This is a genomic window from Streptomyces sp. NPDC054834 (assembly GCF_053611185.1).
In genome coordinates, this window is record NZ_JBSGZV010000006.1 from 264,573 (window position 1) to 287,477 (window position 22,905).

Below are 22,905 nucleotides of genomic sequence, written 5' to 3' on the forward strand. Positions count from 1 at the left end.
CCGGGGCCCGGTGACCCCAGGGCCCGGTGACCCCGGGGCCTGTCGGCCCTAGCCCGCCGACGGGCTGGGGCCGGCGGCGGCGCCTCCGGCGGCGTTGCCTCCGGCGGCGTTGCCGCCGGCGATGGCGTCGATGTCCAGCGGGGTGGACGTCTCGGTCGGCGGCGCGGTGAGCACCACCTGCGGCTGCCCGGCGGGCGGGACCGGCGGGGTCACTTGGGCGCCCGGCAGCTTCGGCGGGTTCGTCTGCGTGTTGAGGGTCGTGTCGAAGTCGACCAGGCCCGTCTTCTCCATGACCGTGATGTGGTCGAGGACGGTGTCGTTGGCCTGGTCGGCGAGGGCGCGCACCAGCGAGTTCTTGGTGGTGGAGCGGATCTTCGCGATGGTGTTGAAGATCGATCCGTGTGTCATCCGCAGGATGTTGGCGAAGTCGGTGTCGAACTGCTTGCCGCTCTCAGCCTTCAGCTGGGTGACGAAGCCCTCCTGCTGTGGGCTCGCCACGTTGGGGATCGTGATGTTCAGCATGGGGGCGATCTTGCGGCAGGAGGCGTCCAGTGCGGCGTGGCCGTCGATCAGGTGGTTGCTGGCCGTCTTGACCGCCGGGCTGCTGCCCTTCTGAAGCCCGATCTGACCGAGCGGGTACTCCCACAGTCCGGCCGCGCGCACCTTGACCACGAAGTCCCGGTCGCCCTCCGTCAGCGGTCCCCACTGGGTGTTGGCGATGACCCGGGACTGGTCGCTGGAGACGGTGGACACCCCGAGCATGCTCGGGTAGACCATCGCGGTGAGCGTCACCGCCATGGCCCCGCCCACGAAGAGAGTTCCCGTCGCGTTTCGCGAAAAGCGCACCGTGCCTCCTGCCCGGCAGTGGATCCCACCCGCAAGGCGAGCGGTTCGGACGCACAGCAGTACGGATGGGGAAGCCAGGCGACTCTATGGTTTCGGTAAAAAGTTGTGGGAGTTCTCGGCGGCGACCCACCTTTCCGCTCGTCGACCCCCTTTCCGTTGACCGAACATTGACCAGTCGCGGGGAGAGTCCAGAGGGGCCCCGGCTATACCTTCGCCGCATGTCCATGTCACCACGGCCCGGACGGCCCGCGCGGGCTGCCGCCCCCCTCCCCGTGCTTCCCTACCGCAAGCCCACCAAGGGCCGCGACTACTGGGTCCTGGACGACGTCCTGCCGGACGTGGACGCCGTACGGCAGCGGTGTCTCGCCAAGGACGACTGGGTCGAGGGATATCCGTACACGCAGGAGACCTGGCCGGGGCTGCGGGCCATGCCGGGGCTGGAGCCGGGTGAACTGGGGCGGATCGAGCGGCTGGTGAAGAAGGCCACGGGCGCCCGGGAACTGTGGGTGCAGCAGGCGCCCGGCGGCGGCACCCTCAACCACAACTGCGTGCAGGTGGTGGGCGAGGGGGAGAGCGAGCCCCGGCCGCACACCGACTCGCGTGCCCTGTGCCGCTACGCGGCCGTGCTCTACCTCAACCCGGGGGTGCCCAAGGACTGCGGCACCGGCTTCTACCGGCAGTCCCTGCCCGGCGGACGCCTCGGCGGCAACGTCGTCCAGGCCCCGCACAACAACCTCGTCGAGGCCCTCGGCACCCGGTTCGTCGCCCCGGACGCCTTCGAGGAGGACGTGCGCGTCCCCCACAAGTACAACCGTCTGCTCCTCTACAACGCCAACCTCGTGCACAGCGCGACCGGTTACTTCGGCAAGACGCTGGAGGAGAAGCGGATGACGGCGGTCTTCTTCTGGATGGCCTGAGCCGGTCCGCGGGGCCGCGGTCCGGCCGGTGGCCGGGTGCCTCAGTACCGCAGCGCCCGCGCCACCACCGTCTTCACCTGTCCCGTCAGCTTGCGGTGACTCTGGGCCGTCGCCTTGCCCGACTTCCCGGCAGCCACATCGGAGACCGTCACGACGGTCGTGTCCAGGAGGTTCCCGCCGCTGTCCGTGAAGTTGACCTGGACGGCGAAGGACTTGGTGGAGCTCGCCTTGTTGACGGCCGTGACGTCGACCGTCGTATGACCGTCGGATGTCGAGGCCGGGGTGCCCAGTGTCACCGCGTCCTTGGCGTTGACGCCGCCCTTCACCTCGTTCAGCTTGTTCCCCGCCTCGGCGGTCGCCGAGGCCAGCGCCGACGCGCCCTGCGAGGCGAAGGACGCCGCCTTGCTGACCGCGGACGTGGGGCTGCTGGAACTGTTGCCGTTCGAGCAAGCGCTCAGCCCCGCGCCCAGGCATGCGACGAGCGCCAGCACCGTGCCTGTCCGTAGACCCGTCATTCCGCACTCCGTCCGTGTCCTGGCCCCCGCCGTTCTCCCGTCCAGTCAAGGACCGCGACCGCGATCGCGCATGCCGGGTCATCCGTACGGCGTACCGCCGCACGCACAATGTCGACCAGCGAGCTCGCCGCGGACGGCGTCCACAGCCTGTGCACGCAGGTGAACCCGGACAAGCTGAGCGGCTTGCGTCCCGACGATCCACTGGCGGCCTCGTGACCATGGCGCGCTTTTCGTCGTCTGACATGGCGTAAACAAAAGCTCGTAGGACAGGATGCCCAGGTGAACGACGACTACATGGAGCAGTCCGCCGGTCTGCGGTCGGATCGGATCGCGGAGTGGTGTGCCGTGGGCGGGCTGCTGCTCGCGGGGGCCGCCTGGGCCGCCCGGGCGGTGTGGCAGGTGCGGCTCTCGCTGGCCGGGGAGCCGGTGTCGGGGCCGCCGGACCAGGGGGACGGCGTGCACCGGAAGCTGACCGCGCTGGAGGACTCGTACCACGTCGTCAGTGCGCTGGGGGACGGTGCCGCGCTGATCTGCGCGCTGGCGTTCGTGTCCTGGATGTGGCGCGTCCGGGACAACGCGCGCGCCCTCTCGCCCGAGCCGCCGCGCTATTCCGGGTTCTGGGTCTACCTGGGGTGGGTCGTGCCCATCGTGAACCTCTGGGTGCCGCGCGGCATCATCGCCGACGCCTACGAGAAGAGCGTCCCGGGGCGGCCCGTGCCGCGCTCGCTGAACGTGTGGTGGGGGCTCTGGGTGGCCGGCATGCTCAGCGGTGTCGGCCTGATGTACACGGACTCCACGGACAAGGTCATCGAGCGCGCCTACACCGGGGTCTGGCCCCTCCTGGTCTGCGAGACGGCTGTCATCGCCGCCGCCGTCGCCGGAGTCTGCGCCGTCCGCGCCATCACCGCAGCCCAGCACAACCACCCGGCAACCGCCCCCGCGACCTCGCACTCCGCCCCGGTCGGCTCGGCCCATTCGCAGTCCTGACCCGAGGAGCGGGCGCCGCCCACCGCACCCTTGCCGGTGCGGCCGCGCTCGTCGGCGCCCGGTCGAAATGTCCCCCGAATCCCCTCCGGTGTCCTTTGTCCCGTTCATGCGTAACGATGGGGTAAGGCCGGTTCCGTGATCGGTCGTATGGCCGGATGCTCTCACTGAGGGGGCCGATATGGCTGTGGAAATACCTCCCCTGATCAAACCCTCCACGCTCAGGCGTCGCGGGGGCCTGCTGGGCGAATGCATGGCGGAGTTCCTGGGGACATTCGTCCTGATCTCGTTCGGAGCCGGTTCCGTGGCCGTGGCCGTCGCCGGACTGCCCGGTTCGGGCCGCACGGAGTCGCCCACCACGATCTTCCTCGCCGCCGGCGACTGGCTGCTGATCACGTGGGGCTGGGCCATGGCCGTGGTCTTCGGCATCTACGTGGCCGGAGGCGTGAGCGGTGCTCACATCAACCCGGCGGTGACGCTGGCGTTCGCGGTGCGCCGCAAGTTCCCCTGGATCAAGGTCCTGCCGTACTGGCTGTCCCAGGTGGTCGGCGCCTTCGCCGGGGCGGCCCTGGTCTTCGCCGTCTACCACGACGCGATCAACGCCTTCGACGCCGCCTCGAAACCGCCGAAGACGAACGGGCACACGCTCGCCACGTTCTCGATCTTCGCCACCTTCCCGGCGCCGTACTTCCACGGCGGCGTCTGGGGACCGCTGATCGACCAGATCGTCGGCGCAGCCTTCCTCGTGATGCTGGTCGCGGCCGTCATCGACCTGCGCAACACGGCGGTGCAGGCGAACCTCGGCCCACTGGTGATCGGCTTCGTGGTGGCCGCCATCGGCATGTCCTTCGGGACGAACGCCGGCTACGCCATCAACCCGGCCCGTGACTTCGGCCCGCGCCTGCTGACCTGGCTGGCCGGCTGGCAGAGTCTGGCCTTGCCGGGGGATGGTCCATGGTTCAGCAATTACTTCTGGATCCCGATCGTCGGACCGCTCGTCGGCGGAGTCATCGGGGTCCTGGTGTACGACCTGTTCATCGGCGACGTACTCCACATCCGCGCCCAGCTGGGCGAGTTGCCGGAAGTCGGGCGCACCCGGCCCACCGAGGGCACGGACGAGAAGTAGCCGGCCGGGCGCTACTCCACGCGGCCACCGAACGCCGCCGCGCCTTCCCGGCCCTTGGCCTGGTTCTCCGCTGCGTACGGCCGCAGTTCGGCCTCGTACCCGGCGAACGCGGCCGCGTGGTCGCCGCCCGCCCCGGCCAGGTGCCGGGCCAGTACCCGTGCGCCGATCAGCGCCTGGGACGTGCCCATGCCGCTGGTGGGCGCGGCGCAGTACCCCGCGTCGCCGAGCAGCGCCACCCGGCCGTCCGACCAGCGGTCCAGGTGGACCTGGCAGGCCGAGGAGAAGTAGAAGTCGTCCGCCTCCGTCATCGCCTTCAGCAGCCGGGGCGCCTCCCAGCCGTGCCCGGCGAACGCGTCCCGCACCGCCTCCTCCTGCTCGCTCCGGCCGCGCCGGTCCAGCGCGGGGGACTCGGTCGCGAAGGAGAGGCTCACCGACAGCCGCTCCGCATCCGCCCCGCTGAACATGTAGACCGCCGTGCCCTTGCCCTGCTGGAGCACCCCGCTGTGGTCCAGCCCGAGGAAGTTGTCGGTGGTGAACCCGGCGCCGGACATCCCCAGGTGGCGCAGGGCCTCGGCGTGCGGCCCGAACGCGAGCCGCCGCACCTTGGAGTACAGCCCGTCAGCCCCGAAGACGAGGTCGAACTCGCGGGTGGCACCTCGCTCGAACTCGACCGTGACGCCGGACTCGTGCTGGGTGAGCGCGCTGATCGAGTCGTCGAACACGTACTCCACGTCGGCGGCGGTGATCCGGTGCAGGATCTGGGTCAACTCCCGCTTGGGCACTTCGAGGTCACCTGCGAACACCTCCGCCGGTAACTGTCCGGCCCCGGCGCCCGTCTCGTCCAGGAGGGCGGTGCCGCGCATCCGTGTGTCGTGGCCGCGCACCTCGTCGAGGATGCCCAGCTCGTCGAGCACGTCGAACGCGGCACCGCGGAAGTCCACGGCGTATCCGGTCTCCCGGAGGGACGGCGCACGCTCGACCACGGTGACGTCGTACCCGTCGCGGAGCAGGAAGTGGGCGAGGGCCGGACCGGCCACGCTCGCACCCGAGATCAGAACCCTGTTGTCGGTCATGGGACGACCGTAGAGGGGATTTGACCATATGGTCAATCCGCTTGGTCAAACCATGCGGATAAACCATTTGGCCAATCCCCGGCTATGCTGCCTGCCATGGGAAACCGAGAGGACCTGCTCGCCGGAGCCAAACAGTGCCTGGTGGAGCGCGGCTGGGCGCGCACTACGGTGCGGGACATCGCGGCGGCTGCGGGAGTCAGCCACGCCGCAATCGGCTACCACTTCGGTTCCCGGGAGGCGCTGCTCACGCAGGCTCTGGTGGAGGCGGTGGACGAACTCGGCGACGAGCTCGCCGGGCACGCCGCGGAGGGCCACCCCGAGGAGCGCTGGCAGGCGCTGATCGACAGCTTCTCGACCCATCGGTCGCTGTGGGTGGCCCAACTCGAGGCCGCCGTACAGGCCGAACGCTCCCCGGCGGTCCGCAAGCACCTCGCCGAGGGCCTCCGACTAGGTCGGGAGGGCCTCGGCGGTCAGGTGCCGCTGGCTCTGCTCGGCGGCCTGATGCTCCAGTGGCTGGTGGACCCCGAGCACGCCCCGTCCGGCGCCGAGGTGGTGGCGGGACTGCGCGAACTGGCGCAGTGACGGGGCGTGGAGGCGCGGGGCCGTGCCGTCAGCCGGCGGGCTGCTGGGCCTTGGCCTGGACGTGGGCGACGTAGCGGACGGTGAAGACCATCGGGACGGCGAAGCCGGCGATCTGGACGAGGGTGGCCGGGGTCGAGTGGGCGTTCCCGGCGTGGGCCACGAAGGCGAGGACGGCGGCGGTCACGGCGAAGGCGGCGGTCCATACGGCGGTGATGACGACGTTGGTCCGGATGAACGGCTTCAGCCCCCACACCTCGCGCGGGGTGGTGCGCTTGGCGATGCCCAGCGTGAACGGCTTGCCGATGGCGAGGGAGACCCCGGCTACGGCCGCGAGGGTTCCGGAGGAGAGGGCCGCGGAGTAGTCGTGCACGCCCGAGTGCGGGTCGGCGAAGGCTATGACGGCCAGTACGGCGAAGAAGGCCGCCGAGCCCAGCTCGATGATCAGCGCGTCGAACCCGGCACCGGCCCGCACCTGCTGGCCGATCACCGCCGCCGCGACCACCAGGGCGGCGAGCGCGCCCCACTGCCAGCTGCCGGAGGGCAGCACCGCGAAGACGATCCACGGGAGGAAGGTGCGCAGGTAGGACATGAGGGTTTCGCTCCGTTTCGGCGTTGCTTGCCGGGCTTGCGTTCTCCCGCTGCTTTCTCTTCTGACATGTCAAAAGTAGAAGGTCCATGAGTGACATGTCAATACTGGAATGTAAGGTGTTGGCATGAGCCTTCGACACGCGCTGCTCGGCCTCCTCGCGGAGCGCCCCGCGAGCGGCTACGACCTGCTGAAACTGTTCGAGACGTCGCTGGCCAACGTCTGGCCGGCCACCCAGAGCCAGATCTACACGGAGCTCACCAAGCTCGCGGACGCCGGTCTGATCACGGTGACGGCCGAAGGCCCGCGCGGCCGCAAGGAGTACGCCCTCACCGACGACGGCATGACCGAGCTGCGGCACTGGCTGACCGAGACCCGCCCGCAGCGCACCGTCCGCAGCGACGTCCTGCTCCGCGTCTTCTTCCTCGGCGTGCTGCCCCCCGAGCAGGCCCGGGCCTACCTGACCGAGCTGGTCGAGCTCTCCGACCAGGTCCACGACGACCTGCGCCACCTGGTGGACTCCATCGACTGGGACGAGGGCGACCTCTCGGTCTACGGCCGGATCGTCCTGGAATACGGCCTGCGGTTCAACGCCATGCGGCGGGAGTGGGCCCAGTGGGCGGCGGGGCTGATCAAGTAGGTGCCCCTCCCTCGAACACCGTGTGACACAGAGCACAGGAACTCCCCGCGTTCCGCAGTGAGTACCAGATGTGAGGCGGCAACCGGAACGAGGAGAGTCAGTGCGTGCGCGCATACGGGCAGGGGACCGCGAAGCCTTCGCCGAGCTGTACGAGCAGTACGCGCGGGCGGTCTACAACCACGCCCTGCGGCTGACCGGCGACTGGGCGGAGGCCGAGGAGGCGATGTCCGAGACCTTCCTCGCCGCCTGGCGGGCCCGCGGGACGGTGGAGCCCGAGGGCGGCTCGCTCAAGCCCTGGCTGCTCGGCATCGCCACGCACAAGGCACGCAACGCCAACCGCGGTGTGCGCCGCAGGCTCGCCTTCCTGGCCCGCAGCCCGGAGCCCCGGCCGGTCGAGGACTTCGCGGACGAGACGGCGGGCCGCATCGACGACGCCCGCCGGCTCGCGCTGGTCCACGACGCGCTGCGCCGGCTGCGCCGCCAGGACCGGGAGGTGCTCACCCTGTGCGTGGCCTCCGGGCTGGACTACCAGCAGGCGGCCGAGGCCCTCGGCATCCCGGTCGGCACCGTGCGGTCGCGGCTGTCGCGGGCCCGCGCGCGGCTGGCCCGGCTCAGCGCCTCCGGTGAACCCGACCGCGAAAAACCGGAACCGCCCCAGCCCCGCGGAGAGATGGAGAGTGAGGCCGCCTTCGCGGCCCTGTTCCTTCAGGAGGAAACCCCATGAACGCTGACGACCTGCCCGGCGCCGGCTCCGCCCGGAGCGAGGCCGAGGAGCTGCTGTCGGCCCCGGCCGAATGGGACCTCCCCCGGAACCGGCACCTCCACCACAAGGACGTACTGATGCAGCGCATCGACCAGGACCTGAACCCCTCCCCGCGGACGGCCGGGGCACCGCGCCGCCGCAAGCTGCTGCGCCCCGCCGTGCTGCTGCCCGCCGCGTCGATGGCACTGGCCGGGGCGCTGGTCGTCACCCTCTCCGGCGGTGGCGGGTCCACGCCGAAGGGCGGGACGGCCACCGCGGGACCGGCCCGGGCCAACCACGCGTCCGTGACGCTCGGCCGGATCGCCGCCGCGGCCATGGAGACCGACACCAGCCCGGTGAAGGACGGGCAGTTGGTCTACGTCAAGACGCTGCTCCGCGCCAACAAGGGCACGTTCGAAGGTCCGGTGAAGCTCGGCGCCCTGCACACGCTGGAGGAATGGACGGTGCAGAACCCCGCCCCCGTCAAGACCGCCGGGTGGCTCAAGGAAACCGGCAAAGACGCTGTGATGCCCGGTGAGACGATCCCCATCGAGGAGGGCGGCGACCCTGTCCCGGCGGGCTGGAACCGCCCCACCTACAAGTGGCTGGCCTCCCTCCCGACCGACCCCGACGCCCTGCTCCGCCTGGTCTACTCCAAGACGAAAGCGGACGAGACCGAATCGCACGACCAGGCCGCCTTCGACAAGATCGGTGACCTGCTGAGCGGGACGATCATGCCCGCCGCGAACAACGCCGCGCTCTACGAGGCCGCCGCGAAGATCCCCGGCGTGACCGAGCTCCCCGACGTCAGCGACGCCGCCGGCCGGCACGGCCTCGGCATCACCCGCGAGGACCCCAGGTCCGCGATCCGCGACGTCTGGATCTTCGACAGGCACAGCCTCGCCTACCTGGGCGCCCGCTCGTACATCACCAAGGACAGGAAGAAGGAGCCGCGGCCCACCACCCTCTTCGGTGTCACCGCCGTCATGGAACGCGCGGTCGTCGACCACCGCGGCGGCGAACCGGCCAAGAAGGCGAGCTAGGACAGTCCCTGACCCGCCCTCGGCAATGTCCAGGGCCGGGAAACTGCCGGACTCCGCACAAGCGAGCGCGGCCCCGCCGATGACAGGCTCCGTCCATGACCGATGTCCGGGAAGTGACCTGTCTACCCCCGCGGAAGCGGACCCTGTGGTTCTTCGTCGTCCTCGGAGCGGCCGGGGCGGCCCTGGCCGGGGTGCGCCTGGCGTACTGGGGCGGGCTCATGGACGTGTGGCCGGTCCCCGGCCTGCTGATGGCGCTGATGGGCGTCGTGGCGCTCCACGGGGTCACCGCCCGGGTGAGCGCCGACGCGTACGGTCTGCGGATCCGCACGCTGTGGGGGACCCGGAGCGTGCCCTGGCGGGACGTCGCCGGCCTGCGGGTGCACCTGAGGTACGCGAACAACCCGCGGGTCCCCGAATCCCGTCGCGTCGGCCTGGCGCTGCGCGACGGCCGCAAACGGCTCCTGCCGCTGCCGCGGAGCGCGTCGTCCGACGACCCCGAGTTCGACGCGACGCTGGAAGCGCTCCGCACGCTGCACCGCCGCCACGGGACCCCGGAGTCCGGTCACGTCCCCGTCGTCTCGTACCGCACCGCCGGGCGCGGCTGGGCGGGGTCGCTGAGCCTGTGCGCGCTGCTGCTGGTGTGCGCCGGGGTGGCCGCGTGGTTCGTGCCGAACGCCGCGTCGGCGGAATTGGCGTGGCGGTCGGCCCGCCCGTGCACCGCGGCGACGCCCGCCTCGGCGCGCGCCGACTGTCTGACCACCGTGCCGGCCGTGATCGCCCGCACCGACGCCAACAGGCCGAAGAAGAGCAGCTGGCTGTACTTCGTCGGCAGCAGGCCGACGGCGCGGGTCGAGGTCTCCCGGGAGGCCGCGCAGGGGTTCCGTCCCGGTGACCGTGTCGAACTGACCGTCTGGCGCGGTGCGGTGCGGGAGGTCAGCGGAGCGCACTACGTGTGGCACGAGCACGTTCCGGGCGCCGGGGACGTGGCCGCCGTGGCCGCCGTGTTCGCCCTCGCCGCCGGCTACCCCGCCGCCCAGGTGCTGCTGCGGCTGCGCGGGCGCCGGCTGCCCGACGACGAGGTCCTTCCGTCGGCGCTTCCCTTCGCGGGCGCGCTCGTCGGCACCGCCCTGTGGCTGCTGCCGCTCTGCTACCTCCACCCCACCACTCTGTTCACCTCTCCCGTCGCACTCACCTGGGCCGCCTCGGGCTCCCTCGCCACACTGGCCCTCCTCACCTGGGCCTGGCGGAGCACGCGTGTGCGTACGCCCCAACAGGCCGCGGGGAGCGAGGAGTCCGCCGCCCGGGAGGCGCACGAGGTCTTCCTGGCCGCCCGTTTCCTGGAGCACACCGACTACAACCCGCACGGCTTCGGCACCCACATCGCCCTCGGAGACGGCCCGTCGGCGGTCACACCCGGCCCGGGCAGGTTCGCCGCGAAACGCATCCCGGTGGAGCGGCTCGCCATGAGAACCGTGCGGCGCGCCCGGGGCAGTGACGGCGACACCGTGCCCAGGAGCTGGCACATCGCCGAACTCGACGACGCGGGCAGAACGGTCCGCCTCGCCGCCGCCCCGGCCGACCTCGACCGCATCGTCCGCGAGCTGAACCTGGTGAGAGCCACCGCGAACACCTGAGGCGCGCGGCGGCACGCTTGAGGGCGGTCGGCCTACGACAGCCCGGACGCGCGGAGGACCGCTCGCGCCGTCTCGGTGTCGATGCGCTCGCCCAGCCGCCGGAACGCGTCCTCTCCGTGCAGCAGGGTGCCCCGGTGCACGGAGCGGCGCAGGCCGGTGTCGAGTTCGTGCCACAGGAAGGGACTGGCGGCCAGCACGCGGGTGTCGAGTTCGAGGCGTCCGCCGTGGGCGTCCCGCAGGACGAGGCGGGTGGCGATGCCCTCGGACTGCCGTACGGACACCAGCGCGTCCGTCCGTACCACCCGCCGGCCGAACGAGCCGCGCACCATCAGCCAGCCGGGGCCCGCGGTGACCCGCGGCGGCAGCAGGACGGCGAAGACGGCGGCGGACAGGGCGAGCCACAGTGCGGCGCGGGCGACGGTGAGGGTGCCCGCGTCCCAGTCGACGAGGACGGTCAGCGCGCAGAAGGCGAGGGCACAGCTCGCCGCGAGCCGGGCGCCGCCGCGCCAGTGGCGGTCGGTGACCGGGCCGTCGCACGTTCCGCTTCCTCGCATGCCATCGACGCTAGGCGGCGTCGTGCCCCTGGGTGAAGGGCGCTGACGGTGTCCTGACGCGATGAGGTCCGGTCTTGACGGGGTCCTGACGCGGACGTTGATGTGCAGCCGGGATTTTCAGCCCGGATTTTCAGCCGACGTGGACGCGGGGGCGGCGGGCCCGGTCCGGTTCCGCTTCGCGCAGCACCTCGCGGGTGACGGGGGCGACCTCGCCCTGGCCGAAGAGGAAGAAGCGCAGGAAGTTGGCGAGGGGGGCGCCCTCGGTCCACTCGAAGTAGATGTGCGGGATGCAGCCCGTGGTGTCGCGGACGTGCAGGAGGAGGGCGGCGAGGGCATTGGGGACGGAGGAGGACTCCAGGGTCAGGACGCGGTACCGGCCGTGCAGTACCTCGCCGCGTACGGTCAGCTCCGCCTCGAACTCGGAGGGGTCGGTGACGGTGACCTCGGCGAAGACGAAGTCCTCCTGTTCCGGGAGGTCGTTGTCGGCCCGGATCTGGTTGATCTTGTCGCGGTACTCGGCCTTGTCCCGCTCGCCGGGCTCGTTGGCGAGGAAGCGGATGCGCCGGTGGGAGATGTCGCGGACGAACCGCTGCGCCATGTCGTCCAGCGTCACGTCGGTCACGCGCAGCTCGAAGGCGCGGGCCAGCCGGGACAGCAGCGAGACCAGGATGATGCCGACGATGAAGCAGGCGCCGATCTTCACACCGTCGGGGCGTTCGATGACGTTGGCGACGGTGACGTAGAGCAGGACCGCGGACACGACCGCGAAGCCGGTGGTCCAGCCGTGTTGCAGGGCCTTGTGCGAGGCGATGGTCACCGCGATCGCCGCGGAGGACATCAGGACCAGCACACCGGTGGCGTAGGCGCCGCCCTGCGCGTCCACGCTGGCGTCGAAGATCCAGGTGACCAGGAAGGCGATGACGGTGAAGACGATGACCATGGGCCGTGCGGCGCGGGCCCAGTGCGGGGCCATGCCGTAGCGGGGCAGGTAGCGCGGCATCAGGTTGAGCAGGCCGGCCATCGCGGAGGCGCCCGCGAACCACAGGATGGCGATCGTGGAGACGTCGTAGACCGTGCCGAACGCGTTGCCCAGGTACTCGTGGGCGAGGTAGGAGAGCGCACGCCCGTTGGCCCGGCCGCCCGGCTCGAACTCCTTCTCCGGGATCAGCACCGTGGTGATGAAGCTGGTGGTGATCAGGAAGACGCTCATGATCAGCGCGGCGGCCGTGAGCAGCTTCTTCGTGTCCCGGATCCGGCCCTTCGGGTTCTCCTCCGTGTCACCCGGGTCGCCCCGGACGTGCGGCATGACGGCGACGCCGGTCTCGAAGCCGGACAGGCCCAGCGCAAGCTTCGGGAAGACCAGCAGGGACAAGCCGATCATGACGAAGACGCTGCCGTGCTCCGCGGTGAGGGCACTGGTCCAGTCGGTGATCAGGTGTTCGGCGGTGAGCACGTGCCAGAGGCCGGCGACCACGACCACGGTGTTCAGCCCGAGGTAGAGGACCACCAGGGCGAACGCGACGCCGATCGCCTCCAGGAAGCCCTTGAGGAACACCGCGCCGAGCAGTGCCACCAGCAGCAGGGTGAACAGCATCTGCTTGCCGTGCAGGGCGTTGGTCAGATGCGGGTTCTCGACGAGGTGCGTGGAGGCGTCGGCGGCCGACAGGGTGATGGTGATCAGGAAGTCGGTGGCCGCGAAACCGAGCAGGGTGAGCACGAACAGCTTGCCCTGCCAGAAGGACAGCAGCCGCTCCAGCATGGCGATGGAGCCCTGCCCGTGCGGGCTCTCCTCCGCCACCCGGCGGTACACGGGAAGCGCGCCCGCGAGGGTGACCACGACGAGCACGAGCGTGGCGATCGGCGACAGCAGGCCCGCGGCGAGGGCCGCGATGCCGGGCTGGTAGCCGAGGGTGGAGAAGTAGTCCACGCCGGTCAGGCACATCACCCGGTACCAGCGCTGACCCTTGTGCGGGGGCTCCGGCTTGGCGTACGGGCCGGTGTGACCGCCGAGCTTGCCCATGTCGGACAGGCCCTCCAGCATCCACGTCCGCAGCCGGCTCTGCGGCGGGTGTTCGGTGGCGGCCATCGGCGTGCTCTCTTCTGCCGTGCGGCTCAGCGTGTGTGGTTTTCGGCCAACACGCGGAGAACGGCACCAGCGTAAGCAGAGAGTGACACAAGGGCCCACGCGAGAGTCCGCCGATCGCGTCAAGGGCTCGTGCCCGTGGTGCGCGGTCCCGGAATCTCCGCGTCCGCGGCGTCCGCGGGCGCCCTGGCGAGCGGCCCTCGCCGCGGGCCTGCTGCCGCCGCACGTGAACGGTGGCGAACGGTTCGGCCGAGGGGCGTGGCGCTACTTGTGCTTTCCGCTGCCCTTGTCCTCGTTCGACCGGCCGTTTCCGGACGTGCCGTTTCCTGAGGTGCCGGTGTTGCCGGACGTGCCGTTGCCGGGGTTCGCGGAGCCCGCGCCCGGGTTGTTACCGCCCGGCGTGGCCTTCGCCCCGGCCAACTGGGCGGAGCAGTACGCGGCGACCTTGTCCTTTCCGCCGGCGGCCGCGACGAGCCGCTGCCAGGCCGTCGAGCCGAGCGCCTTGCCGCGGTTCTCGACCTGCTCGTAGGCGCGGCAGTGCGCCTCGGTGTCCTGGGCGGTGGCCGGGCGGTCCGTCGGCCCGTGGCCGCCGGCGGACGTGGGCGGGGCCGCACCGCCCGGTCGGTCCGGGGCGACCGACGACGGGTGCGCGGTTCCCCGTCCGGCGTCGGCTCCGTCCGCGGACGAGCCGACCGAACCGATGGCCGCCACCGCGACACCGCCCAGGGTGAGGCTGGCGAACACCACGCCGAACGTCGTCTTCACCGAGCGCCCGGCACGCCGCTCGGCGGGCAGCCGCCAGTCGTCCCGGCGCCGGGTACGCGCCTTGTGCGCGCCCGTTCCGCGGGCGGCCCGGAACGCGGCCAGGGCCCGCCGCTCGGCCTCGGGGGCGAGACCGTCGTCGCGTAGGGCGGTGGCAAGGGCCGTTTCCAGCGCGGCGGAGTCACGTACGTCCCACGGGCCGGACACGGCGTCACCGGGATGCGCACGCCGACGGCCACGGCCCGGAACTCCGCCACCGCTCAGCCGCTCACCCATGTCCGCATCCGTTCGTGTCCGACAGGTTCGATCCGTTCGCCGTTCATTTCGACTCACCCAGCGTCCGGGACGCCTCATCCGTCACACCCTCGTCCGCCTTGCCGCCGAGACCCAGCTGATGAGCGAGGCGTTTCAGGCCCCGGTGGGCGGCGGTGCGTACCGCTCCCGGGCGCTTGCCGAGGACGCGTGCGGCAGCGGGACCGTCCAGGCCGACGACCACGCGCAGGAGCACCGCCTCGGCCTGGTCCCGAGGCAGCCCGCGGACCAGTTCCAGGGCACGCTCGGTGGAGAGGGACTCCAGGGCCTGCTCATGGGTGCTGTGCGGGCCGGCCAGGTCCAGTACGTCCTGTTCGGTCCCGCCCGCCCGGGGCCGCACGCGCTGCCGGCGCAGATGGTCCAGGGCCCGGCGCCGGGCGATGGTCGCCGTCCAGCCGCGGAACCCGGCCCCGTCCCCCTTGAAACGCCCGAGGTCACGGGCGATCACCAGCCAGGCGTCGGACGCCACGTCCTCCGCGTCGTCGCCGACGAGGCCGCGCAGATAGCCGAGCAGGCCCGGCTGCACGATCCGGTAGGCGACCGCGAAAGCGGCCTCGTCACCGTCCTGGGCCCGCGCGACCGCCGCGCCCAGTTCCCCGTCGTACGCCTGTACGCGCCGGGGTTGCCGTACCTGGCCCAAGACCGTCCTCGTTCGCACCGGTTCCGCAGCGAGTCCATGCCCTCCGCCGCGCTCCGGTCGCGTCGACGGCCCCCATGGTGACCAGCGTCCGCCCTCACGGAAGTGTCACAACATGTCGCGAGCCCTTCACGTGGTCGCCGGCGCCGCTCACCCCAACGACGCCCCGCCGCGCAGCCGTTGGCGGCACGAGAGCCGGTGCGGCGGTTCGAGACGGCCCGTCGCGCCGGGGACCGGCGTCCGCGCCGGGTGATGTTTCGCGACGGCCGGGCGCTGCATGAGTCGCGAGCCCCCGCTCCCCAGACCTCTCTCCGTGCCGCTCCTCACTCCCCCCGTGGGCGGCACGGAGAGAGCCGGAGAGAGCCACAGCGGGCCGCGTAATGCTTCGGCGCCCCCGTGCGCTCCTTCTGGCATGAGTACGCACCTCCGCCTGCGAGCGGTGCCGCCCCCGGCGCTGCGCAACAGCGCGACCTGGCTCGACCGGATGTTCGAGGACGACTCGGAGACCGTCCGGCACCACCTGGACCAGGAACGCATCTACGCCGGCCCGCCCCCGCGCCGTGCCGAGGACCGGCCCCGGACCCAGGTGGTGCTCGGCGGCCGGCCGGTGTTCCGCCCCGACCCGCGCAAGCCGCCGCTCCTGGTGCTGACGGCGGCCCAGACCCGCCGGGTGGCCAAGTTCCTCGCTACGGCCGACTTCGACGCGCTGTGGCTGTTCGCCCGCGACGAACTGCTACCGCGCTACGGCGGTGTGTCCTCGGAGCCCGAGACGTGGGGTGCCTTCGCCTCGACGCACCGCGAGTTGACGGCGTTCTACGCACAGACGGCCGAGTGCGGGGACGCGGTGGTGAAGCGGCTGCCGGCCTGAGGCACGGCAGGCGGATCTCCCGAGCCGGCCGGCCCGGTTACTGTGTGGCGCAGGTCACGGGAAGCCGGTGTGGGGTGCCGGACAGCTCATTGAGGTGAGCACTCATATGCGTACCCGGGTACGGGCCGGGGAGTCGAGCGCGTTCGCTGAGCTCTTCGAGAGTCACGCCCGCGCGGTCTACAACCATGCCTTCCGGCTGACCGCCGACTGGTCGACGGCCGAGGACGTGATGGCCGCGACCTTCATGGAGGCGTGGCGGCTCCGCGACAGGGTCGATCCCGAGGGCGGCTCCCTGCGGCCCTGGCTGCTGGGCATCGCCACCAACACGGCGCGCAACCAGTACCGGAGCAACCGGCGGTACCGGGCGGCGGCGGGCGCGGCCGCGGCGGCCGAGCTGTCGGTGCCCGACCACGCCGACGAGGTCGCCGACCGGGTCGACGACCGGCGGCGGCTCGCGACGGCCCTGACCGCGCTCGCCGCGCTGCGCAGACCGGAGCGCGAGGTCATCGCGCTCTGCCTGGGGGAGGGGCTGGACTACGAGGCGGCGGCGGAAGCCCTCGGCATCGCCGTCGGCACGGTCGCCTCCCGGCTCTCCCGCGCCCGCAAGAAGCTGCGCGCGCTCGCCGAGGCCGAATCCGCCCGCCCCGCAACGGAAGCGGTGCGCAAGAAAGTTCGCGGAAATCGGGAAGACAGTCGTCCCGGCCGACAGACAAGAGGCGAACGCACAAACGCGATCCGGCCCGCGCAGGAAGGAAACCGATGAACGCGGACACGTCCCGGCAGGACCCCGCCGAGTGGGACGAGAGCGCACAGCTCTTCTCCCGGACGGCGCGTGATCTGCCGGCGGGCCGTCACCAGTTCCACAAGGAGCGTCTGATGGCCCAGATCCACGACATGCAGCGGGAAGAGCGCACGGGGGCGGCGCCCGCGAAGACACGGCGGAGGTTCCGGCTGCCGCGCCCGGCGATCGTACTGCCCGCCATGGCGGCGGCCGTGGCGGCGGCGGTCGTCGCCGGGACCGCGATGTCCGGCGGCGGCGGGGTCAAGGACGGCGGCGTCGCCACCGGACCGGCACTGACCACACAGGTCGGCGCCGCGACCACCAAGGGCGTGCCCCAGCTGCTCGACCAGATCTCGCTGGCGGCGGCCGACGGGTCCCACCCGGACGTCAAGCCCGGCCAGTACATCTACATCGAGTCCAAGGCGGCCGACAGCTTCCTGAAGACCGTCGACGGCAAGACCACGCTGGCCTCCCACGAACTGCACCGCCGCCAGATCTGGAAGTCCCCGGACGGCACCAAGGGCTGGCTGATCGATCCCGCGGCCGACGACAGTCCCGAGGGCGAGACCCTGAGCCTGCCCGACGAGCAGGGCAACACCCCGAAGGCGTCCCTCAACGGTCCGTCGTACGACTACCTGGCCAAGCTCACCACCGACCCCGCCGCACTGCTGGCCAAGATCTACAAGGAGACCAAGGGGCACGGCAACTCCCCCGACCAGGAGGCGTTCACCACGATCGGGGACCTGCTCGGCGAGAGCTACCCGCCCGCGGAGCTCTACTCGGCACTGTTCAAGGCCGCCGAGAAGATCCCCGGTGTCGTCGTGGTGCAGGACGCGGTGGACGCGGTGGGCCGGCACGGGGTGGCGGTGGCCCGGCTCGACGAGACCAGCGGCCAGCGCGAGGAGTGGATCTTCGACACGAAGACCCATGTCTTCCTCGGCGAGCGCACCGTCCAGGTACGCGAGAACAGCGGCGAGGAGGCCCTGATCAAGCCCGGCACGGTGGTCTACACCAGCGCCATCATGAACCGGGCCGTCGTCGACGGCATGAAGCAGACCCCGTCGCAGACCGGCTGACGCGCCGTCCCGGCTGACGCGCGCTCAGGGGCAGGAGACGCAGGTCACATTCGCCGATGTCACAGGGGGCGAGGCCATCCCGTCCCAGGTGTGTAGCCACTGACGACCTCAGAGGAGGCACACCATGCAAGCGCGACTTGACTACTTCGCCGCCCCGACCGCCGGCAAGGCCCTCAAGCACTTCATGTCGGCGGGCAAGGCGATCACGGAGGGGCCACTGCCGACCGCGACACGGGAGCTGGTGGCCCTGCGCGTGAGCCAGATCAACGGCTGCGCCGTCTGCATCGACATGCACACCAAGGACGCGGCCGCCGCCGGCGAGAGCTCGGTGCGGCTGAACCTGGTCGCGGCGTGGCGGGAGGCCACCGTCTTCACCGAGGCCGAGCGTGCCGCGCTGGAGCTGGCGGAGGAGGGCACCCGGGTCGCGGACGCGGCCGGCGGGGTCGGCGACGAGGTGTGGGCGGCCGCCGCCAAGCACTATGACGAGGACCAGCTCACCGCCCTGGCGGTCCTGGTCGCCTTCATGAACGCGGCGAACCGGCTGAACATCATCAATCAGCAGCCGGCCGGCGACTACCAGCCCGGCACGTTCCACTGACCGGCATCGGGGAAGGTCGTCCGGCGTGAGCAAGGTCGAGGAGTTCGAGGAGCTGCGGCCGCTGCTGTTCTCGATCGCCTATCGGATCCTGGGCAGCGTGGCCGAGGCCGAGGACGCGGTGCAGGAGACATGGCTGCGCTTCGACGGCTCCTCGACCCGGCCCACGTCGGTCAAGGCCTTTCTGTCGGCCGCGGTGACGCGGATCTCGATCGATGTGCTGCGGTCGGCGCGGGTGCGGCGGGAGGAGTACGTGGGCCCGTGGCTCCCCGAGCCGCTGCTCAGCGATCCGTATCAGGATCCGGCCCGGTCGGCGGAGCTGGCCGACTCGGTGTCGATGGCGGCGCTGTTGCTGCTGGAGCGGCTCAGCCCGCTGGAGCGGGCGGTTTTCGTGCTGCGGGACGTGTTCGGCTTCGGGTTCGACGAGGTCGCCACCGCGGTGGGGCGGTCGGAGGCGGCGTGCCGGCAACTGCTGGTGCGGGCACGGCGGCACATGGCGGCCGGGCGTCCGCGCTTCGAAACGGCCCGCGAAGAACGGGAGGAACTGGCGTCGCGGTTCTTCGCCGCCCTCCGCGGAGGCGACGTCGCCGGCCTGCGGGAACTGCTCGCCGCCGACGTGTCGATGGTCGGCGACGGCGGCGGCAGGGCCCCGCAGCTGGCCAGGGCCGTCATGGGCGCCGAGCACGTGGCCCGGCTGCTCGCCTCCGTCTTCCCCCGCATGGCCCGGGTCGGCGTGACGTTCGAGCCGCACGAACTCAACGGCCGGTCGGGCGCGATCTTCCGTGACCGGGACGGCAGGGTCCTCCACACCCTGGCGCTCGATGTCCTCGACGGGAAGGTCCAGACGATCCGCTCGGTGATCAACCCCGACAAGCTCGGGCACGTGGGCCCGGTGGCGGACGCCTGGGCGATCCACCGCGAAGTGAGACGGGCGGGCCGGTCCACGTGACGACCCCATGGCTCATGTACTCGGGTGGAGCTGAGTACATGAACTCTGGTCGGCGTCGGGGCGGGCCGGAACGCTTGGGCCATGCGCCAAGGACTGATGAAACCCGTTCCCCAACTGTGGTCGATCCTCGTACTGGCCGGCATCACGGTGGCGATGTGGGCCGCCTGGCTGGGCTGGGACCAGCATCGTCACCAGAACCCCGATGGCACGACGACCGGCCCGTACGAGGCGTGGCAGGTCATCGGGCTGGTGCTGACTCTGCTGCTGCCGGTGTACTGGGCCGCGTCCCGGCACTACGTCACGGGCGCCGTGCTCGGCACCACGCTCGGCCTGACCGCCGCCGCCTGTTACGACTGGTCGGACGACTCCACCGGCCTCTTCGGGGTCGGCGTGGGGCTGGTCATGATGGGGAGCCTCGCCGCGACCGGGGTCGTCTCCGCGGTGATCGCCTCCGTGACACGGGACGCGTGACGGGACGCCTGCACGTCGGGACCGACCGGTCAACTGCCGCTGGTCGGTGACGTCCGGGCCGTGGGACGGTCCGGACGTACGGAGAAGACCGTGTCGCCCGCCACCGCCACGATCGCGTCCTTGACGAGCAGCAGGCTCGGGGTGTTCTCGGCCGCCGTTTTCCCGAGGTCGTCCATCGCGGCCGTGCGCCACCGCTCCGCTCCGGTCTTCCGGTCCAGCGCCAGCAGGCGGCCGAAGTGGTTGGCGAAGTAGAGGTCCCCGTAGGCAGAGGAGAACGCCGGTGTGGACAGGTCCTCCAGTTCCGTGGCCTTCCGCCACAGCTGCTTGCCGGAGGTCGCCGACACCGCGGTGACGACTCCGTCCTGCCGTACGACGTAGACGGCGCCGTCCACCAGGGCGGCGGCGCCCCGCGGCGTCCCCGTCAGCGGCACCTTCTCCGCGGCGCCGCTGCTCGGGTTCACCCGCACCAGCGAGGCGTACGACTCGTCGCCCACGGACTGCGACACCACGTTCGGGTTCTCCGTCACGGCGAACAGGAACTGTCCGCCGGACATCCCGAGCGGTTCCGCCGTGGGCGGCAGCGTCGTGAAGGCGCTCCGGGTGCCGTCCGACGCGTCGAGCCGCAGCAGGCTGATCGGAACCCCGTTGGGATCGTCGTCCGACGTGCACCGGCCGTACGGGGCGCCGTCCAGCACCAGCGGTTCGCAGGTCTTCCCGCCCGACCCCGCCGCCGGCGCCGTCCACAGCGCCTTGCCCGAGGGCCCGTACGCCACGAATTGCGTCCCGGAGGCCGACATGGTCAGCACCCCGCCGTCGAACACGTACGCCGGTGCGTCGGTGTCGCCGATGCGACGGGCCCACCGCTGCTTCCCGGTGCCGGCGTCCAGGGCGACCAGGTTCAGGTACCTGTTGCCGGCGGCCGCGTCGTCCGGCATGTAGTAGACGTAGACGAGCCCGTCCTGGACACCGACCGGCCGCACCTCCTGCGGATTGGTGCCGGACCGCCACAGGGTGCGGCCGGAGGCGGCGTCGACCTTGGCGACCGTGAAGCCCGTTCCGGCGCAGTACACGGACTTTCCGCCGCCCGGCACGCACCCGGACTCCGAGTAGAAGATCGGGTCGATGCCACCCGAGTCGTGTGTCAGGTCCGTCCGCCAGGGCTTCCAGCCGGCGGGCAGCGCCGCGGCGCGCGGGCCGGTGGAGGACGAGGAGTTCGTCGGCGCCTGCGAGGTCGTCGCCGAGCGCGACACGAGGTGCATCGTCGTCATGCCCAGCCCGGTGACGGCCAGGGCCGCGGCGAGGCTGACGAGGACCCGCCGCCGCCGGCGTCCGCGGCCGGCGCCGGACGCGGACGTCTCGCCCGCCCCGCCCGTCCCGCCTGTCGCCCGGGTGGGGTCGACACCCGGCGGCCCGGGGTGCGGACGGGCCCCCTGACGGCGGGGCTCCACAGCGGTCGCGGCTTCGGTGGAATCCGGCAGCGTCTGGAGCATGCGGTGCAGTTCGGCCGGGCCGGGCCGGGCGGCCGGGTCCTTGTCCAGACAGCGCTCGACCATGCTCCGGAGGGGCTCCCGGACCCCGTCCAGGGCCGGTGGCTCGTGCATCACCTGATAGCCCGTCAAGTACGGGCTGCCGCCGTCGAAGGGACGGTTGCCGGTGGCCGCGTACACCAGGATCGACCCCAGCGAGAACACGTCGGAGGCCGCGGTGACGTCCCGTGGCGAGACGAACTGCTCCGGCGACATGAACGGCGGGGTGCCGATCAGCCGCCCGGTCACCGTGAGGGTCTCGTTGTCTGCGGCGCGCGAGATGCCGAAGTCGATGACGCGCGGCCCGTCCTCCGCCATCAGTACGTTGCTCGGCTTCAGGTCCCGGTGCACCAGGCCCGCCTGGTGGATGTCCCGCAGCGCCTCGACGAGCCCCAGCCCCAGCGTGCGCAACTCCCGCCCGTTCAGCGGGCCTTCCTTGGCCACGACTTCCGACAGCGTGCGGCCCGGCACGTACAGCGTCGCCATCCACGGCTGCCCGGCCTCCGGATCGGCGTCCACCACGGGGGCGGTGAACGCGCCGCTCACCCGGCGGGCCGCCGCGACCTCCTGCCGGAAGCGCGCCCGGAACTCCTCGTCCTGCGCGTACTGGGCGTGCACCACCTTCACCGCGACCTGCCGCCCCGAGGGCGAGCGCCCCAGGTAGACGACCCCCATGCCACCGCTGCCCAGCCGGTCGATCAGCGTGTAGCCGCCTATCGACCCTATGGACTCCGCATCCCCGGGGCTCAGCGGCATCGCCGGTCACCTTTCCCAAAGTCTGTGCTTCGAAAGCGATTTCAGAGGTCCTCAGACTAGAGGCTGACCCTGTAACCCGTGTGAGGTTGACGCGGTCGCCGGGTGCGGACGGGCGCCTTAGACTCGGGACCGGGGGATGGCCACCCCAGGAGGACGCGATGTTGCGGCACACCAGACTGGCCGGGGAATCACCGGACTACCTCGCGGCCCGCGAAGAGCTGCGCCTCGCCGAGATCGACCTCATGCGCCACCGCGAGACGGTCGCGGCCCCTGCGACGGGCCCTCCCCCAGGGGCCGCCCGTGGACGACTACGTCTTCCTCGAAGGCCCCGCGGATCTCGACGCCGGCGACACACCGGTCCGCGAGGTCACCCTGAGCGAGCTGTTCACCGCCCCCGGACGTCCGCTGATCGTCTACCACTTCATGTACGGCAAGCTACAGAGCAGCCCCTGCCCGATGTGCACCCTGTGGATCGACGGCTTCGACGGCACCGCCCGCCACCTCGCCCCCAACGCGGACTTCGCCGTCGCCGCGGCCGCCGACCCGCCCACCCTGCGGCAGTACGCCCGCGACCGCGGCTGGCGCCGGCTGCGCCTGCTGAGCTGCGGCGACAATACGTTCAAGTACGACCTGGGCAGCGAGGACAAGGCCGGCGAACAGGACTCCGCGGTGTCCGTCTTCACCCGCGACAGCGACGGCACGATCCGCCACTTCTACTCCGCCCACCCCCGCATGGCCGACGACATCGACCAGCGCGGCATCGACCTGCTGGCCCCCGTCTGGCACCTCCTCGACCTGACACCGCGGGGCCGCGGTGAGTGGTACGCGAGCCTCGACCACTGACCTC

At 71.6% G+C, this 22,905-nt stretch carries 24 protein-coding genes; 15 read left to right on the forward strand and 9 right to left on the reverse strand.

From position 1 onward, the window contains the following. Positions 1–48 precede the first annotated feature (48 nt). On the reverse strand, positions 49–810 hold the full coding sequence (locus tag ACWGJM_RS11620; protein ID WP_453411511.1) for a DUF4142 domain-containing protein: 762 nt from the start codon (positions 808–810) through the stop codon (positions 49–51). A gap of 260 nt (positions 811–1,070) precedes the next feature. Here ACWGJM_RS11620 and ACWGJM_RS11625 point away from each other — a divergent pair, with 260 nt between their 5' ends. Beyond that, the gene (locus tag ACWGJM_RS11625) at positions 1,071–1,763 is read left to right on the forward strand and encodes a DUF6445 family protein (protein ID WP_453411512.1); all 693 of its coding nucleotides are present in this window, start codon (positions 1,071–1,073) and stop codon (positions 1,761–1,763) included. A 41-nt stretch (positions 1,764–1,804) separates the two neighbouring features. Here ACWGJM_RS11625 and ACWGJM_RS11630 read toward each other — a convergent pair whose 3' ends face one another. Next, positions 1,805–2,278 carry a hypothetical protein gene (locus ACWGJM_RS11630; RefSeq protein WP_453411452.1) on the reverse strand — a complete coding sequence of 158 codons (474 nt, stop codon included), beginning with the start codon at positions 2,276–2,278 and terminating at the stop codon, positions 1,805–1,807. A 294-nt stretch (positions 2,279–2,572) separates the two neighbouring features. Between ACWGJM_RS11630 and ACWGJM_RS11635 the strand changes: the two genes are divergently transcribed. Both ACWGJM_RS11635 and ACWGJM_RS11640 read left to right on the forward strand, forming a co-directional pair. Then, positions 2,573–3,265 (forward strand): DUF4328 domain-containing protein, encoded by a 693-nt coding sequence (locus tag ACWGJM_RS11635; protein ID WP_453411513.1) that lies wholly within the window; start codon positions 2,573–2,575, stop codon positions 3,263–3,265. A gap of 178 nt (positions 3,266–3,443) precedes the next feature. Beyond that, entirely contained in the window at positions 3,444–4,388 is a 945-nt protein-coding gene (locus tag ACWGJM_RS11640) for an MIP/aquaporin family protein (protein ID WP_453411453.1), read from the forward strand. Positions 4,389–4,399: 11 nt separating this feature from the next. Here ACWGJM_RS11640 and ACWGJM_RS11645 read toward each other — a convergent pair whose 3' ends face one another. Beyond that, positions 4,400–5,461: an FAD-dependent monooxygenase gene (locus tag ACWGJM_RS11645; protein ID WP_453411454.1), complete on the reverse strand. Its 1,062-nt coding sequence runs from the start codon at positions 5,459–5,461 to the stop codon at positions 4,400–4,402. A 96-nt stretch (positions 5,462–5,557) separates the two neighbouring features. Here ACWGJM_RS11645 and ACWGJM_RS11650 point away from each other — a divergent pair, with 96 nt between their 5' ends. Then, entirely contained in the window at positions 5,558–6,043 is a 486-nt protein-coding gene (locus tag ACWGJM_RS11650) for a TetR/AcrR family transcriptional regulator (protein ID WP_453411455.1), read from the forward strand. Between the two features lie 28 nt (positions 6,044–6,071). On the opposite strand, the gene ACWGJM_RS11655 is transcribed toward ACWGJM_RS11650, so the two are convergent. Further along, a complete protein-coding gene (locus ACWGJM_RS11655; RefSeq protein ID WP_453411456.1) occupies positions 6,072–6,632 on the reverse strand; it encodes a hypothetical protein in 561 nt (186 codons plus the stop codon). Between the two features lie 124 nt (positions 6,633–6,756). Here ACWGJM_RS11655 and ACWGJM_RS11660 point away from each other — a divergent pair, with 124 nt between their 5' ends. From ACWGJM_RS11660 to ACWGJM_RS11675, 4 genes are all read left to right on the forward strand, one after another. After that, positions 6,757–7,269: a PadR family transcriptional regulator gene (locus ACWGJM_RS11660; protein WP_453411457.1), complete on the forward strand. Its 513-nt coding sequence runs from the start codon at positions 6,757–6,759 to the stop codon at positions 7,267–7,269. Between the two features lie 100 nt (positions 7,270–7,369). Beyond that, positions 7,370–7,993, forward strand: coding sequence for an RNA polymerase sigma factor (locus ACWGJM_RS11665; protein ID WP_453411458.1), 624 nt, complete (start codon positions 7,370–7,372; stop codon positions 7,991–7,993). Next, positions 7,990–9,054: a CU044_5270 family protein gene (locus ACWGJM_RS11670; protein WP_453411459.1), complete on the forward strand. Its 1,065-nt coding sequence runs from the start codon at positions 7,990–7,992 to the stop codon at positions 9,052–9,054. Before ACWGJM_RS11665 ends, ACWGJM_RS11670 begins: the two co-directional genes overlap by 4 nt. Positions 9,055–9,149: 95 nt before the next feature. Next, complete coding sequence (locus tag ACWGJM_RS11675; RefSeq protein WP_453411460.1) at positions 9,150–10,688, forward strand: PH domain-containing protein; 1,539 nt, start codon at positions 9,150–9,152, stop codon at positions 10,686–10,688. A gap of 32 nt (positions 10,689–10,720) precedes the next feature. Here ACWGJM_RS11675 and ACWGJM_RS11680 read toward each other — a convergent pair whose 3' ends face one another. The 4 genes from ACWGJM_RS11680 to ACWGJM_RS11695 all read right to left on the reverse strand — a co-directional run bounded on the left by ACWGJM_RS11680 (position 10,721) and on the right by ACWGJM_RS11695 (position 15,039). Beyond that, on the reverse strand, positions 10,721–11,242 hold the full coding sequence (locus tag ACWGJM_RS11680; RefSeq protein ID WP_453411461.1) for a hypothetical protein: 522 nt from the start codon (positions 11,240–11,242) through the stop codon (positions 10,721–10,723). A 130-nt stretch (positions 11,243–11,372) separates the two neighbouring features. Next, positions 11,373–13,328 (reverse strand): amino acid transporter, encoded by a 1,956-nt coding sequence (locus ACWGJM_RS11685; protein WP_453411462.1) that lies wholly within the window; start codon positions 13,326–13,328, stop codon positions 11,373–11,375. A gap of 261 nt (positions 13,329–13,589) precedes the next feature. After that, on the reverse strand, positions 13,590–14,363 hold the full coding sequence (locus tag ACWGJM_RS11690) for a hypothetical protein (protein ID WP_453411463.1): 774 nt from the start codon (positions 14,361–14,363) through the stop codon (positions 13,590–13,592). Positions 14,364–14,406: 43 nt separating this feature from the next. Continuing rightward, complete coding sequence (locus tag ACWGJM_RS11695) at positions 14,407–15,039, reverse strand: RNA polymerase sigma factor (protein ID WP_453411464.1); 633 nt, start codon at positions 15,037–15,039, stop codon at positions 14,407–14,409. 409 nt (positions 15,040–15,448) lie between these two features. Between ACWGJM_RS11695 and ACWGJM_RS11700 the strand changes: the two genes are divergently transcribed. From ACWGJM_RS11700 to ACWGJM_RS11725, 6 genes are all read left to right on the forward strand, one after another. Then, positions 15,449–15,904: a DUF1877 family protein gene (locus ACWGJM_RS11700; protein WP_453411465.1), complete on the forward strand. Its 456-nt coding sequence runs from the start codon at positions 15,449–15,451 to the stop codon at positions 15,902–15,904. Positions 15,905–16,010: 106 nt separating this feature from the next. Next, on the forward strand, positions 16,011–16,667 hold the full coding sequence (locus tag ACWGJM_RS11705) for an RNA polymerase sigma factor (protein ID WP_453411466.1): 657 nt from the start codon (positions 16,011–16,013) through the stop codon (positions 16,665–16,667). After that, entirely contained in the window at positions 16,664–17,761 is a 1,098-nt protein-coding gene (locus ACWGJM_RS11710) for a CU044_5270 family protein (protein ID WP_453411467.1), read from the forward strand. The genes ACWGJM_RS11705 and ACWGJM_RS11710 overlap by 4 nt, the downstream gene beginning before the upstream one ends. Before the next feature lie 124 nt (positions 17,762–17,885). Then, entirely contained in the window at positions 17,886–18,359 is a 474-nt protein-coding gene (locus ACWGJM_RS11715; RefSeq protein ID WP_453411468.1) for a carboxymuconolactone decarboxylase family protein, read from the forward strand. A 25-nt stretch (positions 18,360–18,384) separates the two neighbouring features. Continuing rightward, on the forward strand, positions 18,385–19,305 hold the full coding sequence (locus tag ACWGJM_RS11720; RefSeq protein WP_453411469.1) for an RNA polymerase sigma-70 factor: 921 nt from the start codon (positions 18,385–18,387) through the stop codon (positions 19,303–19,305). A gap of 96 nt (positions 19,306–19,401) precedes the next feature. Continuing rightward, positions 19,402–19,776, forward strand: a complete 375-nt coding sequence (locus tag ACWGJM_RS11725) for a hypothetical protein (RefSeq protein ID WP_453411470.1) — start codon at positions 19,402–19,404, stop codon at positions 19,774–19,776. A 29-nt stretch (positions 19,777–19,805) separates the two neighbouring features. Here the strand turns inward: ACWGJM_RS11725 and ACWGJM_RS11730 are convergent, their stop codons facing one another. Continuing rightward, entirely contained in the window at positions 19,806–22,058 is a 2,253-nt protein-coding gene (locus ACWGJM_RS11730; RefSeq protein ID WP_453411471.1) for a protein kinase domain-containing protein, read from the reverse strand. Positions 22,059–22,358: 300 nt separating this feature from the next. Between ACWGJM_RS11730 and ACWGJM_RS11735 the strand changes: the two genes are divergently transcribed. Then, on the forward strand, positions 22,359–22,901 hold the full coding sequence (locus tag ACWGJM_RS11735; protein ID WP_453411472.1) for a DUF899 family protein: 543 nt from the start codon (positions 22,359–22,361) through the stop codon (positions 22,899–22,901). Positions 22,902–22,905 lie beyond the last annotated feature (4 nt).

Bases quoted from the DNA above. Each gene is read 5' to 3' on its own strand.
- ACWGJM_RS11705 (WP_453411466.1), top strand. From the start codon at position 16,011: ATGCGTACCCGGGTACGGGCCGGGGAGTCGAGCGCGTTCGCTGAGCTC.
- ACWGJM_RS11630 (WP_453411452.1), bottom strand. From the start codon at position 2,278: ATGACGGGTCTACGGACAGGCACGGTGCTGGCGCTCGTCGCATGCCTG.
- ACWGJM_RS11625 (WP_453411512.1), top strand. From the start codon at position 1,071: ATGTCACCACGGCCCGGACGGCCCGCGCGGGCTGCCGCCCCCCTCCCC.
- ACWGJM_RS11725 (WP_453411470.1), top strand. From the start codon at position 19,402: ATGAAACCCGTTCCCCAACTGTGGTCGATCCTCGTACTGGCCGGCATC.
- ACWGJM_RS11640 (WP_453411453.1), top strand. From the start codon at position 3,444: ATGGCTGTGGAAATACCTCCCCTGATCAAACCCTCCACGCTCAGGCGT.
- ACWGJM_RS11700 (WP_453411465.1), top strand. From the start codon at position 15,449: ATGAGTACGCACCTCCGCCTGCGAGCGGTGCCGCCCCCGGCGCTGCGC.
- ACWGJM_RS11670 (WP_453411459.1), top strand. From the start codon at position 7,990: ATGAACGCTGACGACCTGCCCGGCGCCGGCTCCGCCCGGAGCGAGGCC.
- ACWGJM_RS11645 (WP_453411454.1), bottom strand. From the start codon at position 5,461: ATGACCGACAACAGGGTTCTGATCTCGGGTGCGAGCGTGGCCGGTCCG.
- ACWGJM_RS11710 (WP_453411467.1), top strand. From the start codon at position 16,664: ATGAACGCGGACACGTCCCGGCAGGACCCCGCCGAGTGGGACGAGAGC.
- ACWGJM_RS11635 (WP_453411513.1), top strand. From the start codon at position 2,573: ATGGAGCAGTCCGCCGGTCTGCGGTCGGATCGGATCGCGGAGTGGTGT.
- ACWGJM_RS11675 (WP_453411460.1), top strand. From the start codon at position 9,150: ATGACCGATGTCCGGGAAGTGACCTGTCTACCCCCGCGGAAGCGGACC.
- ACWGJM_RS11660 (WP_453411457.1), top strand. From the start codon at position 6,757: ATGAGCCTTCGACACGCGCTGCTCGGCCTCCTCGCGGAGCGCCCCGCG.
- ACWGJM_RS11730 (WP_453411471.1), bottom strand. From the start codon at position 22,058: ATGCCGCTGAGCCCCGGGGATGCGGAGTCCATAGGGTCGATAGGCGGC.
- ACWGJM_RS11690 (WP_453411463.1), bottom strand. From the start codon at position 14,363: ATGGGTGAGCGGCTGAGCGGTGGCGGAGTTCCGGGCCGTGGCCGTCGG.
- ACWGJM_RS11650 (WP_453411455.1), top strand. From the start codon at position 5,558: ATGGGAAACCGAGAGGACCTGCTCGCCGGAGCCAAACAGTGCCTGGTG.
- ACWGJM_RS11680 (WP_453411461.1), bottom strand. From the start codon at position 11,242: ATGCGAGGAAGCGGAACGTGCGACGGCCCGGTCACCGACCGCCACTGG.
- ACWGJM_RS11655 (WP_453411456.1), bottom strand. From the start codon at position 6,632: ATGTCCTACCTGCGCACCTTCCTCCCGTGGATCGTCTTCGCGGTGCTG.
- ACWGJM_RS11715 (WP_453411468.1), top strand. From the start codon at position 17,886: ATGCAAGCGCGACTTGACTACTTCGCCGCCCCGACCGCCGGCAAGGCC.
- ACWGJM_RS11685 (WP_453411462.1), bottom strand. From the start codon at position 13,328: ATGGCCGCCACCGAACACCCGCCGCAGAGCCGGCTGCGGACGTGGATG.